The 12,900-nt window shown below is 72.8% G+C and carries 11 protein-coding genes; 10 read left to right on the top strand and 1 reads right to left on the bottom strand.

The genetic code is table 11. The features are described from left to right. The first annotated feature begins 65 nt into the window (after positions 1–65). The 4 genes from ACFXKG_RS14390 to ACFXKG_RS14375 all read left to right on the top strand — a co-directional run bounded on the left by ACFXKG_RS14390 (position 66) and on the right by ACFXKG_RS14375 (position 3,463). On the top strand, positions 66–467 hold the full coding sequence (locus ACFXKG_RS14390) for a PepSY domain-containing protein (protein ID WP_384837356.1): 402 nt from the start codon (positions 66–68) through the stop codon (positions 465–467). 132 nt (positions 468–599) lie between these two features. Further along, on the top strand, positions 600–1,391 hold the full coding sequence (locus tag ACFXKG_RS14385) for a response regulator transcription factor (protein ID WP_384837353.1): 792 nt from the start codon (positions 600–602) through the stop codon (positions 1,389–1,391). Continuing rightward, on the top strand, positions 1,388–2,824 hold the full coding sequence (locus tag ACFXKG_RS14380; RefSeq protein WP_384837350.1) for an ATP-binding protein: 1,437 nt from the start codon (positions 1,388–1,390) through the stop codon (positions 2,822–2,824). Before ACFXKG_RS14385 ends, ACFXKG_RS14380 begins: the two co-directional genes overlap by 4 nt. Before the next feature lie 282 nt (positions 2,825–3,106). After that, entirely contained in the window at positions 3,107–3,463 is a 357-nt protein-coding gene (locus ACFXKG_RS14375) for a hypothetical protein (RefSeq protein WP_384837346.1), read from the top strand. A 32-nt stretch (positions 3,464–3,495) separates the two neighbouring features. Here the strand turns inward: ACFXKG_RS14375 and ACFXKG_RS14370 are convergent, their stop codons facing one another. Next, positions 3,496–6,513, bottom strand: coding sequence for an FAD-binding and (Fe-S)-binding domain-containing protein (locus ACFXKG_RS14370; RefSeq protein WP_384837343.1), 3,018 nt, complete (start codon positions 6,511–6,513; stop codon positions 3,496–3,498). Positions 6,514–6,829: 316 nt separating this feature from the next. Between ACFXKG_RS14370 and ACFXKG_RS14365 the strand changes: the two genes are divergently transcribed. The 6 genes from ACFXKG_RS14365 (at position 6,830) to ACFXKG_RS14340 (ending at position 12,863) form a co-directional block, all read left to right on the top strand. Then, on the top strand, positions 6,830–8,617 hold the full coding sequence (locus ACFXKG_RS14365) for an ATP-binding protein (RefSeq protein WP_384837340.1): 1,788 nt from the start codon (positions 6,830–6,832) through the stop codon (positions 8,615–8,617). Next, positions 8,614–9,102: a roadblock/LC7 domain-containing protein gene (locus ACFXKG_RS14360; protein WP_384837337.1), complete on the top strand. Its 489-nt coding sequence runs from the start codon at positions 8,614–8,616 to the stop codon at positions 9,100–9,102. The genes ACFXKG_RS14365 and ACFXKG_RS14360 overlap by 4 nt, the downstream gene beginning before the upstream one ends. Further along, complete coding sequence (locus ACFXKG_RS14355; RefSeq protein WP_384837334.1) at positions 9,099–9,491, top strand: DUF742 domain-containing protein; 393 nt, start codon at positions 9,099–9,101, stop codon at positions 9,489–9,491. Before ACFXKG_RS14360 ends, ACFXKG_RS14355 begins: the two co-directional genes overlap by 4 nt. Further along, the gene (locus tag ACFXKG_RS14350; RefSeq protein ID WP_384837331.1) at positions 9,472–10,152 is read left to right on the top strand and encodes an ATP/GTP-binding protein; all 681 of its coding nucleotides are present in this window, start codon (positions 9,472–9,474) and stop codon (positions 10,150–10,152) included. The genes ACFXKG_RS14355 and ACFXKG_RS14350 overlap by 20 nt, the downstream gene beginning before the upstream one ends. 122 nt (positions 10,153–10,274) lie before the next feature. After that, on the top strand, positions 10,275–11,480 hold the full coding sequence (locus ACFXKG_RS14345) for a cytochrome P450 (RefSeq protein ID WP_384837543.1): 1,206 nt from the start codon (positions 10,275–10,277) through the stop codon (positions 11,478–11,480). Positions 11,481–11,546: 66 nt separating this feature from the next. Next, positions 11,547–12,863, top strand: coding sequence for a cytochrome P450 (locus tag ACFXKG_RS14340; protein ID WP_384837328.1), 1,317 nt, complete (start codon positions 11,547–11,549; stop codon positions 12,861–12,863). Positions 12,864–12,900 lie beyond the last annotated feature (37 nt).

Here is a 12,900-nt window from a genome sequence, read left to right as displayed (position 1 = left end):
CCCCGGCCGCGCACCGCTCACCGCACGGCTGAGAGCCAGTGATGTCCCCGAGCCACGGAGTTTCCATGAACGTCAAGACCCGCGCCCTGACCGCTCTGTCCACCGGTGTCCTGCTCTTCGGCCTGGTCGCCTGTGGCGGCTCCGATTCCGGAGAATCCCCCGCCGGTGCGAGCAACGCGCAGGCGTCGCAAGGGGCCCCCGCTCCTGCCACGGGCGGGGAGAAGGACACCGGGGGCGACGACGCGGGGGATCCGGTGGAGACGCCACTGACCGGGGAGGCGAAGCAGAAGACGGAGGCAGCCGCGCTGGCGGCCTTTCCGGGAACCGTGGTGAAGTCCGAGGAGGACAAGGAGAACCCCGGTCTGTACGCGGTGGAGATCAAGAAGGCGGACGGCACCGAGGTCGAGGTCTACCTCGACCCGAAGACCTTCGAGGTCGTCAAGACCAAGGACGAGGACGGCAGCTGACCCATGCGGCAACGGGGGGCGGGAGAGCCGCCCCCCCGTTCCGCACCCGGCGGTGCCCGGTGGATGCGGCAGGGCAAGGCGGTTTGCGTGACCACTCCACATGTGGCGGCCGGGCTGTGTGAGTCTGGCGCCATGCAGGTGTTGCTCATCGAAGACGACGAACGGATCGCCGGTCCGCTGGCCGAGGGCCTCGGCCGGTACGGCTTCACCGTCGAGCGGGCCGGGACCGGCGCCGCCGCGCTGGCCGCGCCCGAACCGGAGATGGTGCTGCTGGATCTGGGCCTGCCCGACATGGACGGCATCGACGTCTGCCGGGCCCTGCGGCAACGCTCCGACGTGCCCATCATCATGATCACTGCCCGGGGTGAGGAGATCGACCGCGTACTCGGCCTGGAACTCGGCGCGGACGACTACATGGCCAAGCCGTTCGGCGTACGGGAACTGGTGGCCCGCATACGGGCGGTGACCCGCCGGGCCCGTGCGGGCGCGACGAGTGACAGCACCGGGGTCCTTCCGCAGGTTCCCGGACAACTCCCCACGGCGACCACTGCGGGCGGCACCCCGGCCGCGGACAGCTCGCGACAGGTGGGGCCGCTCGCCGTCGACCCCCGCACGCGGCAGGTACACCTCGCCGGATCGCCCATCGCGCTGGCGCCGAAGGAGTTCGACCTGCTCGCCTACCTCGCTGAGGATCCTGGCGCGGTGTACTCGCGTCAGCAGATCGTGGACCAGGTGTGGGACCCGCACTTCTTCGGCCCCACCAAGACCCTGGACGTGCATGTGGCCGCCCTGCGCCGCAAGCTCGGTGACCCGGCCTGGATCGAGACCATCCGCCGGGTCGGATTCCGCCTGCGCGTACCCGACGGCTCCGCACCGCCGACCGGCCCGGAGGCGGTCTCCGGGCGTGGCATGGACGCCCGGTGACCCGGCGTCTGCTGGCCAGCTATCTCGCTCTGGTGCTGCTGGTCCTGCTGGGCCTGGAGATCCCCTTCGGCCTCGTCTACGCCCGCGGGGAGCTGTCCCGCTTCTCCAACACCATCGAGCGCGACGCCGGAATGCTCGCCGAACTCGCCGAGGAGCGCATCGAGGAAGGCGAGGCCGCCACACTGCCCCAGTTGGCTTCCGGCTACACCGCCGGCACCGGCGCCCGCGTCGTCGTGGTCGACAAGACCGGCACCGTCCTGACCGACACCGCAGGCCCCGCCGGCGCGGACCTGTCCGCCGCACCGGATATCGCCGCCGCCCTGCGCCACCGGCCCACCGTCGGCACCGCCCGCGATGCCGCCACCGGCGCCGAGACCCGTTACGCCACGATGCCCGGCTCCTCCGGCACCACGATCCGCGGCGCGGTGCGGCTGAGCCAGCCCACCACGGTGCTGACCGACCGCACCCAGGCCCTCTGGCTCACCCTCGCCGTCACCGGCCTGGGTGTGCTCGCCGCCGTGGCAGTGATCGCCTTCGCCCTGGCTCGTTGGATCATCCGCCCCGTCCACGCTCTGGAGCGTGCCACCGCCCAGCTCTCCGACGGCACCCTGACCGACCCGCCCGCCACCGATCTCGGCCCGCCCGAACTGCGGCACCTGGCCGCCTCCTTCACCGCGACCGCCACCCGCCTGCAACACCTGCTGCGCGCCCAGCGCGCCTTTGCGGCCGAAGCCTCCCACCAGCTGAAAACCCCGCTGACCGCCCTCCGGATACGTCTGGAGAACTTCGAGCCCTACCTCGACGCGTCCGCCCACGAAAGCCTCGACGAAGCGATCGACGAGACCGAACGCCTCGGCCGCATGATCCAGGGACTGCTCTCCCTGGCCCGCCTGGAAAACAGCGCTACCACTCCTGAACCGGCCGACTTCGACGCCGCAGTCGCCGACCGCGCCGCCACCTGGGACCCTTTCGCCGCCGAACAACACGTCCATATCGCCGTCACCGGCCGCCCGGCCGGGCAGGTCTGGGCCATCCCCGGGGCCCTGGAGCAGATCATCGACAATCTGCTCGCCAACGCCCTGCGCGTCTCACCTCCCGGCACCACCATCACCCTCGCCACAGCCATCACGCCCGGCGGCGTCGAGCTGCATGTGATCGACCAGGGACCGGGCATGACCGAGACCGAGCGCCAGCGCGCCTTCGACCGCTTCTGGCGGGCCTCCAGCACGCGCCATGACGGCACCGGCCTCGGTCTGCCCATCGTCGAACAACTCACCCACGCCAGTGGCGGCCACATCACCCTGGAGGCCGCCCCCGGCGGCGGCCTCGACGCCGTTGTCCGCCTCCGCCCCGCCACAGGCACGCCTCGTCCGGCGTCCGTTGTCGGGGCTGCTGCCCCGGGCCCTGCCGTCGGACGGCTGATCACCCGGTGACGGGGAATCGGTGGACGGGGATTCGTCGGACAGCGGGTAGTCGGACGGCGGTGCCGCGCACGCGGTGGGGGACCGTACTCCTCCGGTGACGAAGACGGAGGGGTAACCGGTGTCGAAGTGCATGTAGTCGGGCACCTTGATGTTCTGCCAGATCCAGTCTTCGTCGATGAAGGTCTGCCACACGAGGGCGCCGTCAAGGATGGCCCCCTTGGCACTTGTCGCTGGGGGACCAGCACTTGCAACGGAGGTCCTTCCAGGGGGTTCTGCAGCGGGTTGATGTCGATGGCGCGCCCGTTGGCGTGGGAGGGGATACCTTCGGCCAGGCGGCGGAAATTCTCGCCGAAGACGGCGCCGACCGCGTCGGTCAGGGCGGCGAAGGTCGCGCCGACGACAGTCAGTCTGCTCGTCGGCGACCGGAGCCGGATGGGGATCCTGGAGCGGCGCAAGGACGAGGCCGACCGGCGCCGGCGGATCACCGGCATCGCGGCCGAACGGCACCCCGCGATCCGGGACCGGCTCGCCCCGGGCGCGGCATCCTGGCGGAAGGCACTGGCTCCCCTGACGCCGGATCAGCGGCGCATGTCCGTCGACACCCTGCTCGCGTACGAAGCAGCTGTCAGCGGCGAGGAGCAGGGCTGAGGCGCACCCGGGGGCGGGCGACGGGCCAGGCGTCAGTCCTCCGGCGTCTCCTCCAGCGCCTCCGCCAGGACCTCCGCCAGGTGCCTCGCCCGGGTGCCGTTCAGCTGTTCCAGCTGCGTACGGCAGGAGAAACCGTCCGCCAGGATCTCCGTGCCGTCCGCGGCCGCCCTTACGGCGGGGAGCAGTTGGTCCTCGGCGCAGGCCACCGACACGTCGTAGTGGCCGCGTTCGAAGCCGAAGTTGCCCGCGAGTCCGCAGCAGCCGCCGCTCAATTCACCGGTGAGACCCGCGCTTTCACGCAGCCGGCGTTCCGCCGCATCGCCCAGGACCGCGTGCTGGTGGCAGTGGGTCTGACCGGCGACCGCGCGGTCCAGGCGCGGGGGACTCCACTGCGGGGCGCACTCCTCCAGCACCTGGGCGAAGGTACGGACGGACCCGGCGAGGCGGGCCGCGCGGGGGTCGTCGCCGAGGAGTTCCGGGAGGTCCGTGGTGAGCGCGGCGGCGCAGCTCGGCTCCAGGACGACCACCGGGAGGCCCGCGTCGAGGAGCGGCTCCATCGTGTCGAGGGTGCGGCGCAGGACCGTACGGGCCCGGTCGAGCTGGCCGGTGGAGATGTATGTGAGCCCGCAGCAGACCCTGCCGCGCGAGACCCTGCCGCGCGCGCCGGCCCCCGGTGTCACGAGGTCGAGGCCCGCCGCCTCCAGCACCCGTACCGCCGCCCGGCCGACCGACGGCGACAGGTACTCCGTGAAGGTGTCCGGCCACAGGACGGCCCTGGGCCCGCCCTCCGGCCTGCCCTCCGCCCCGCCCCTCGGCCCGCCCCCCGGCCCGTCCGGGGACACGGTCCGCCGGCCGCGGCGCAGCCAGCGGCCGAACGTCTCCGGTGCCAGCGCCGGGATCCTCCGCTCGGGGGCGATCCCGCCGAGCCGTTTCGCGGGCGCCGCCAGGGCCGGTACCCGCGCCGCCGCGTTCAGTACGCGCGCGAAGGGCGCCGCCGCGCGGAGCCACAGCGGCAGCCACCCCATCGCGTAGTGGGCCGCGGGGCGGCGCCGGCCCGCGTAGTGGTGGTGCAGGAACTCCGCCTTGTACGTGGCCATGTCCACGCCGACCGGGCAGTCGCTGCGGCAGCCCTTGCAGGACAGGCAGAGATCGAGGGCGTCCCGTACCTCCGTCGAACGCCAGCCGGCGTCCACCACCTCACCCGCGAGCATCTCGTGGAGCAGCCGGGCGCGCCCACGCGTCGAGTGCTGTTCCTCGCCCGTGGCACGGAAGGAGGGGCACATCACGCTCTCGCCCGAACTCGGTCCGGCCACGCGGCACTTGGCCACGCCCACGCAGCGCCGTACGGCCGCCGAGAAGTCCCCGCCGGCGGGGCCGTCGTGCGGATAGCCGAACGCGACGTCGACGGGCTCGCGGGGCAGCACGGCGAAGCGCAGGTTCGCGTCGAGGCGGGCCGGCCGGGCCAGTACGCCCGGGTTCATGCCGCCGTCCGGGTCCCAGATGTCCTTGAACTCGGTGAAGAGTCCGACCAGTTGGGCCCCGTACATCTTCGGCAGCAGCTCCGCGCGCGCCAGCCCGTCGCCGTGTTCGCCGGAGAGCGAGCCGCCGTGGGCGACGACGAGTTCCGCGGTCTCCTCGGAGAAGCGGCGGAAGCGCCGTACGCCCTCCTCGCTCAACAGGTCGAAGTCGATGCGGACATGGATGCAGCCGTCGCCGAAGTGCCCGTACGGCGTTCCCCGCAGGCCGTGTTCGGCCAGCAGCGTCCGGAACTCCCGCAGATACGGGCCGAGTCGGGCGGGCGGGACCGCGCAGTCCTCCCAGCCGGGCCATGCCTCACTGCCGTCCGGCATGCGCGTCGCGGTCCCGGCGGCGTCCTCCCGTACGCGCCAGAGTGCCCGCTGCCCGGCCGGGTCGGTCACGACGGCGGCGTCGAGCGCGTCGGCCGCGCGCACGATCTCCTCTGCGCGGGCGCGCGCCTCCGCAGGGGCCGCGCCGCCCGTCTCCACGAACAGCCAGGCGCCGCCGCGCGGCAGGTCGTGGCCGCCGCGCACCAGGTCCTCGGCCATGCCCTCGACGGTGAGCGGTCCGTACGGGAGGAGCCCGGCGGCGGCCTCGGCCGCGGCGCTCTCGTCCGGGTAGCCGAGCACGGCGAGGGCGCGGGCGGCGGGCGCCTCCACGAGCCGTACGGTCGCTTCGGTGACGACGCCGAGCGATCCCTCACTGCCGCAGAAGGCGCGGGCGAGGTCGGTGCCGTTCTCGGGGAGGAGCGCGTCGAGCGCGTAACCGGAGATGCGGCGGGGCATCGCGGCGGGGAAACCGGTGCGCAGGAGCGCCAGGTTCCGCTCCACCAGCGCGCGCAGCCCGGCGGGCGCGCCGGGGGTGCCGGGGGTGCCCGGGCCGGTGGCGTCCGGGCCCTTGGCGCCCGCGCCGGAGCCCGTGGGACCCCCGCCCGGGCCGTCGGGGCCCCAGCCCCGTTCCAGGCGCAGCGACTCGCCCCCGTACGTCAGGACCGACAGGCCGTGGACGTTGTCGGCGGTGGTGCCCCAGGCCACCGAGTGCGATCCGCAGGAGTTGTTCCCGATCATCCCGCCGAGCGTGCACCGGCTGTGCGTGGAAGGATCGGGGCCGAAGGTCAGGCCGTACGGGCGGGCCGCGGCGCGCAGTTCGTCCAGGACGACGCCGGGCTGGACGACCGCCGTACGGGCCGCCGCGTCCACCGACACGACGGAGCGCAGATGGCGGGTGAGATCGAGGACCACCCCGACCCCCGTGGCCTGCCCGGCGATCGAGGTACCCGCGCCGCGCGGCACCACCGGTACGCCGCGCTCGCGGCAGACCGCGAGGGCCGCGGCCACGTCCGCCGCGTCGCGCGGCGCGACCACCCCGACCGGTACCCGGCGGTAGTTGGACGCGTCCATGGTCATGAGGGCCCGCGTGGCGGCCCCGAAGTCGACCTCACCGCGCATGGCTGATTTCAGCTCCCGCGCGAGGACGGTGGACGTCCGGATCGCCGCTGCTGTCGATTCCCGCTGCTCAACCTGGTCGGCCATACCTCCAGGATGCCCCCGGGACGGTCACGGATCAGGGGTTTCCCTCTCCGCCACACCCGTTGAAGAGAAGAAAGCAGACAGGAGGCTCCCATTCTGATCGTCAATTCTCATATAGTGGCCACCGTTTGAACACGTTAAGTAGTGCCCTGGATAGTTCCCTGGGCGCCCCCCTGGGTGGCGCCGCACGGGGAAGTCAGCTCAAGGGGAGAGCACGATGAAGGCAAGAACCGCGCAAAACCTGTCGGAACACGCCTAAACCAGCCACAATCCGTACTCCTCCCCCACCCCCACCGCACCGTCTCCGAGGTAGCCGAATTTGCGCCGCTCACTCCGGTTCACCGCCCCGGCCCTGCTGATATCGGCTGCCGTCAGCGGCCTCCTCTGCTACTGGGCCGTATCCCCCGACGCCCCCGACGCGGTCAGAACCCCCCTCGCGTGGGGCGCCGCCGCGGCGCTCGTCGCCGCCGTCACCGCCGTCGCACACCTCACGGCGGCCCGTGAGCAGCTCCGTGAGCGGAACGCCCTGCTCAACACGCGCATCGAGCAGCTCAACGCCGACTTCGAGCGGGCCGCCGAGGACGTCCGGCACGCCGTCGGCGACGCGCGGCGCAGCGCCGAGGCCGCCTCCCGCAGCGAGTCCAACCGCGCCGCCGCCATCTCCGCCTGCGCCAACGCCGCCGGGCGGATGCAGGCCCTCGCGACGAGCATGCTCGCGGACCTGCGCGAGATGGAGCACCACCACACCGACGAGGACGTTCTCGGCGATCTGCTCCATCTCGACCACCGCACCGCACAGGCGGGCCGGCTCGCGGACTCCCTCGCCGTGCTCACCGGCGCCCGCTCCGGACGGCGTTGGGCGAAGCCGATCGTGATGGAGTCCATCCTGCGCGGCGCGATGGGCCGGATCAGCGGCTACCAGCGGGTGCGACTGCACTCGACGAGCCAGGTCGCGATCGCCGGCCACGCCGCCGAGGGCGTCATGCACACCCTCGCCGAACTCCTCGACAACGCGGCGAACTTCTCGCCGCCGACCGCCGAGGTCCACGTGTACGTGGAGGAGGTACCGGCCGGGATCGTCATCACCATCGAGGACAGCGGGCTCGTGATGAGCGATGTCCAGCTGCGCCGCGCCGAACAGGCCGTCACGACGGTGCCGTCGGACCTCAGCGGCCTCTCGGGCACCCGGCTCGGGCTCTCGGTCGTCGGCCGGCTGGCGCGCAAGCACGGGCTGACGGTCTCGTTCCGGCCGTCCGCGCGGGGCGGTACGGGCGCGCTGGTGATGCTGCCTCAGGACCTGCTCACACAGTTGCGCGCGGGGGCACCGGACCAGGCGCCCCTGCTGACGGGGCAGGCGACGGTCGCCGCGGCCCGGGCATCGAGGAGCGCGGGCGCCAGGAGTAAGGCGGCCACCGCCTCGGCGGGCGCGACCCCGACGAGCATGGACCTGATGGGCACGGATGTGATCGGCGCGGACCCGACGGGCACCGACACCACGGGCGCCGACATCACGGGCACCGGCTCGACGGGCGCGGCCCCGGCCGAGCCGCCGCGCCGCAGGACGGCGACCCCGAAGGCGGCCTCGGGGTCGGCCCCGAGGGCGACCAGGACCGGGGACGCGACGTCGGCCACGAAGACTGCCACGACGGCGGACACGTCGCCGACCATGACGGCGACCACGGCCGCGGACGCGACGCCGCCCGCCCCCCGGCGCGTACGCAGGCCCGGCACCGGCCCCATTCCCTCCCCCGCACTCGCCCCTGACCTCGTCCCTGATCTCGCCCCTGATCTTGCCCCGCCCGCGACCCCGGCACCGGCCCCGACTCCGGCACCGGCCCGCGAAAAGGCCAAGCGCCCGGCTCCCGAAGCCGCCCCGGAACCGCCCATCGAGTTCGGCGAGAGCGGGCTGCCCAAGCGGCGCCGTGGCCGTACGCTCGCCGCCTCGATGCGCCGTACCGGCGAAGGCGCCCCCGCCACTCCCCCCACACCTGCGTCGAGCCCGGCCGTCCAGGCGGCCCGGTTCAGCAGCTTCCGCAAGGCCGTACGGGACAACCCGCAGCACCCGGCCACGACCACTCACCCGGATCCGGAAGGCGATTCCCGATGAACGGCACCCCCACACCCACGGACGAGAAGCTCAACTGGCTGCTCGAGAACCTCCTCCGGCGCACCCCCGGCGCCCGGCACGCGCTGGTCCTGTCGCGGGACGGCCTCAGGCTCTGCCGTACGCCCGAACTCTCCGTCGACCAGGCCGACCAGCTCGCCGCGATCGCCGCCGGTATCCAGAGTCTGTCCCACGGCGCGTCCATCGAGTTCGGCAACGGGCAGGGCGGCGTACGGTCCGCCATGGCCGAGTTCTACGGCGGCCTCCTGCTGATAGTGGAGGCCGGGGACGGCGCCCACCTCGCCGTCGTCGCCGGTGAGGACTCCGACGTCGGCCTGGTCGGGCACAACATGAGCGAACTCGTCGAGCAGCTCGGCGAGTACCTCAGCTCGCCCCCGCGCACGTCGTCGTCCCCCTCCTCGGCCCCTTCGTCGTCCCGCTCCTCATCTCCAAGTAGCACGTCCACGGGCGCCACGGGCGCCGTATGAGCAGCCCGGGCTTCGGCGGATCGACCGGTCCCGGGCGGCGCGCCGGGCGGCACGACTCCCCCGACCGGCTGTACACCCTCACCGGAGGGCGCAGCCGCTCGGACTCGGCCACCTTCGACCTGGTGACGCTCGTGGTCGCGGAGTCCGCCCCGACCCCGGGCATGCAGTCGGAGCACCGCACGATCCTGCGCATGTGCCAGACCCCGACGGCCGTCGTGGAGATCGCCGCCCAGCTCCAGCTGCCGGGCAGCATCATCCGGATCATGCTCGCCGATCTGCTCGACACGGGCCGGATCAGCGCTCGTCATCCCCGTACGGACCGCTCGGCCGGGCGGCTACCCGATCCCGACATCCTGGAGCAGGTGCTCGTTGGACTCCGCAACCTTTGAACGGCCTGCCGGCCCCTCGCCGGCCGGTCCGTCCCTCGCCAGCACCGCCGACAACGGTCTGAAGATCGTCGTCGTCGGTGGTTTCGGCGTCGGGAAGACCACCATGGTCCGTTCCGTCAGTGAGATCCGTCCCCTCAACACCGAGGAGACGATGACCCGCGCGGGCGAGGGGATCGACGAACTCGCCGACCTCGACGGGCTGCAGAAGAAGACCTCGACCACGGTCGCGTTCGACTTCGGCCGGATATCCCTCGACAAGCGGTCGGTGCTCTACCTGTTCGGCGCCCCCGGACAGGAACGTTTCTGGTTCCTGTGGGACCGGCTCTTCTCCGGAACGCTCGGCGCGGTGGTCCTCGTCGACACCCGCAGGCTCGCCGACTCCTGGTACGCGATCGACCGGCTGGAGCACTACGGCACGCCGTTCATCGTGGCGTGCAACGACTTCGGCGGGCCGCTCCACACCGAGGAGCAGATCAGGGAGGCGCTGGACATCGCGCCGGACGTGCCGATGGTGGAGTGCGACGCGCGGGACCGTTCGTCCAGCAAGTACGTGCTGATCACGCTCGTGGAGCACCTGCACACCCTGTCCGCCATGGCCGCGAAGCACGCGGCGGACGCGACGCCCCCACGGGGCTCGGAAGGCTCAGAGGACACACGGTGAGCACGCCCGACGACTACAGGAACGGACGCGGGAACGGAGCCGGGAACGGCCCCGGGAACGGCACGGGCAGCGGCCCCGGGGACGGAGGCGGATTCGGGGCCGGCGGGGCGTGGAGCGGCGCCGTGCCCCTCAGCGGCGTCCGCCTCCAGAGCGACCCCACGGGCCTCTACCGGGAGCTGCGGCGCGACCACGGCGCCGTGGCCCCCGTGCTCCTCGACGGCGGCCTCCCGGCCTGGCTGGTCCTCGGCTACCGCGAGCTGCACCAGGTCACCGGCGACCCCACGCTCTTCAGCCGGGACTCCGGCCTCTGGAACCAGTGGGACAACGTCCCCGACGACTGGCCGATGGCACCGATGATCGGCCGGGACCAGCCGTCCGTGCTCTACACCGTCGGTGAACAGCACCGCGACCGGGCCGGGACGATCAGCGAAGCGCTGGAGGCGGTCGACCCGTTCGCACTCAAGCGGTACGCCGAGGAGTTCGCCGACGAACTGGTCGACGACTTCTGCGCGGAGGGCCGTACGGAGATCATCTCCCGGTACGCGAAGCTCCTCCCGGTCCGGGTCCTCGCCAGGATCTACGGCTTCCCCGACGAACAGGGCCCCGGCGTCGTCAAGGCCCTCAACGACCTGACCGACGGCAACGCGGGCGCGCTGGCGGGCCGGCGCTTCCTCGCGGAGGCGGTGGCCGCGCTGCTGCGGGAGAAGCATGTCGTGGGAGGCCAGGACGTCGTCTCCCGGATGCTCCGCAACCCGCACGGCTTCACCGACGAGGAGATCGCCGAGGACCTGATGGTGATGATGGCGGCGGGCCACCAGCCCACCGCCGACTGGATCGGCAACTCGCTGCGGCTGATGCTCACCGACGACCGGTTCGCCGCCTCGCTCTCCGGCGGCCGGCACAGCGTCGCCGAGGCCATGAACGAGGTCCTGTGGGAGGACACCCCGACCCAGAACGTCGCGGGCCGCTGGGCCACCCGCGACACCACCCTCGGCACCCGCCGGATCAAGGCGGGCGACCTGATGCTCCTGGGGATCGCGGGCGCCAACTACGACCCCCAGATCCGTACGGACAGCTCCACGCTCACCGGCGGCAACAACGCCTTCTTCTCCTTCGGGCACGGCGAGCACCGCTGCCCGTTCCCGGCCCAGGAGATCGCGGAGATCGTGGCCCGCGCGGGGATCGAGGTGCTGCTCGACCGCCTCCCCGACCTGGACCTCGCGGTCCCCACCGAGGCGCTGACCTGGCGCCGGTCGCCCTGGCAGCGAGGGCTGGCGGAGCTGCCGGTGATCTTCACCCCCGCCCCGGCGTACGGGGCCGCGTACTGACCTGCGTCCTGCCCCGCGTCCTGGCACCTTCCGCTGACGGAACCGCACTGCTCACGGAGGCACACCATGAACTGTCCTCACGCGCAACAGCCCGGTCCCTCCCCCGACGCCCCCGACACCGCCCGTGCCACCCGTACCACCCGTCCTGCTGTCCCTGCCGAACCTGTCGTCCTCGATCCGCTCGTCACCGACCTCGACGCCGAGAGCGCCGCGCTCCGGGCGGCCGGCCCGCTGGCACGCGTCGTGCTGCCGGGCGGGGTGGCCTGTTACGCGGTGACCCACCACGCCGAGGCGCGGCGCCTCCTCACCGATGCCCGGCTGGTCAAGGACATCGGTGTCTGGGGCGCGTGGCAGCGCGGTGAGATCCCGCCGGACTGGGCGCTGATCGGGCTCGCCAACCCCGGCCGTTCCCTGCTGACCGTGGACGGCGCGGACCACCGCCGCCTGCGGGCGCTGGTCGCACAGGCGCTGACGGTGCGCAGGGTGGAGCGGCTGCGCGGCCGTATCGAGGAGCTGACGTCCGCCCTGCTGGACGCCCTCTCCGAACGCCGGCGGGAGCCGGTCGTCGACCTGAAGGCGGAGTTCGCGTACCGCCTGCCCATGAGCGTCATCAGCGAACTGATGGGGGTCGACCCGGCGGACCATCCCCGGCTGAAGGAGCTGTACGAGAAGTTCTTCTCCACGCAGACGCCGCCGGAGGAGGTCCCGCGCATGATGGCGGACCTCGGGGAGCTGTTCACCCGGGTGGTCGAGGCGAAGCGCGCGGCGCCGGGCGACGACCTGACCAGCGCGCTGATCGCCGCGTCGGAGGACGGCGACCGGCTCACCGCGGACGAGATCCTCAACACCCTGATGGTGATGGTCGCGGCGGGCCACGAGACGACGATCAGCCTGATCGTCAACGCCGTGGTCGCCCTGGAGACCCACCCCGAACAGCGCGCGCTCGTGCTGGCGGGCACGATCCCGTGGGAGAACGTGATCGAGGAGACGCTGCGCCGGTCCTCGCCCACCTCGCACGTCCTCTTCCGGTACGCGACGGAGGACATCGCCGTCGGCGACGCCGTCCTCCCTGCGGGTGAAGCCCTGGTCGTGTCCTTCGGGGCGATCGGCCGCGACGAGCGGCAGCACGGCCCGACGGCCGGCGCCTTCGACGCGACCCGCACCCCGAACCGCCACATCGCCTTCGGCCACGGCCCGCATGTCTGCCCTGGCGCGGCGCTCTCCCGGCTGGAGGCGGCCGTGGCCCTGCCCGCGCTGTACGCCCGCTTCCCCGGCCTGCGCCTGGCCGTACCGGCGTCGGACCTGCGCAACAAGCCCGTGGTCACCCAGAACGACCTGTTCGACCTCCCCGTACACCTGACGGAGGTACGGACGGGGGTCTGAGCGGCGGTGTCTCACCCGACGGACACGTTTCCGTCCC

Origin of the sequence: Streptomyces sp. NPDC059255 (assembly GCF_042752355.1) — a bacterium.
Lineage (GTDB): Bacteria > Actinomycetota > Actinomycetes > Streptomycetales > Streptomycetaceae > Streptomyces.
The sequence above is the reverse complement of the archived record's forward strand: the minus strand, read 5'-3'. Positions and strand labels throughout refer to the sequence as shown.

Bases quoted from the DNA above. Each gene is read 5' to 3' on its own strand.
- ACFXKG_RS14360 (WP_384837337.1), top strand. From the start codon at position 8,614: ATGAACGGCACCCCCACACCCACGGACGAGAAGCTCAACTGGCTGCTC.
- ACFXKG_RS14385 (WP_384837353.1), top strand. From the start codon at position 600: ATGCAGGTGTTGCTCATCGAAGACGACGAACGGATCGCCGGTCCGCTG.
- ACFXKG_RS14355 (WP_384837334.1), top strand. From the start codon at position 9,099: ATGAGCAGCCCGGGCTTCGGCGGATCGACCGGTCCCGGGCGGCGCGCC.
- ACFXKG_RS14340 (WP_384837328.1), top strand. From the start codon at position 11,547: ATGAACTGTCCTCACGCGCAACAGCCCGGTCCCTCCCCCGACGCCCCC.
- ACFXKG_RS14375 (WP_384837346.1), top strand. From the start codon at position 3,107: ATGGCGCGCCCGTTGGCGTGGGAGGGGATACCTTCGGCCAGGCGGCGG.
- ACFXKG_RS14390 (WP_384837356.1), top strand. From the start codon at position 66: ATGAACGTCAAGACCCGCGCCCTGACCGCTCTGTCCACCGGTGTCCTG.
- ACFXKG_RS14370 (WP_384837343.1), bottom strand. From the start codon at position 6,513: ATGGCCGACCAGGTTGAGCAGCGGGAATCGACAGCAGCGGCGATCCGG.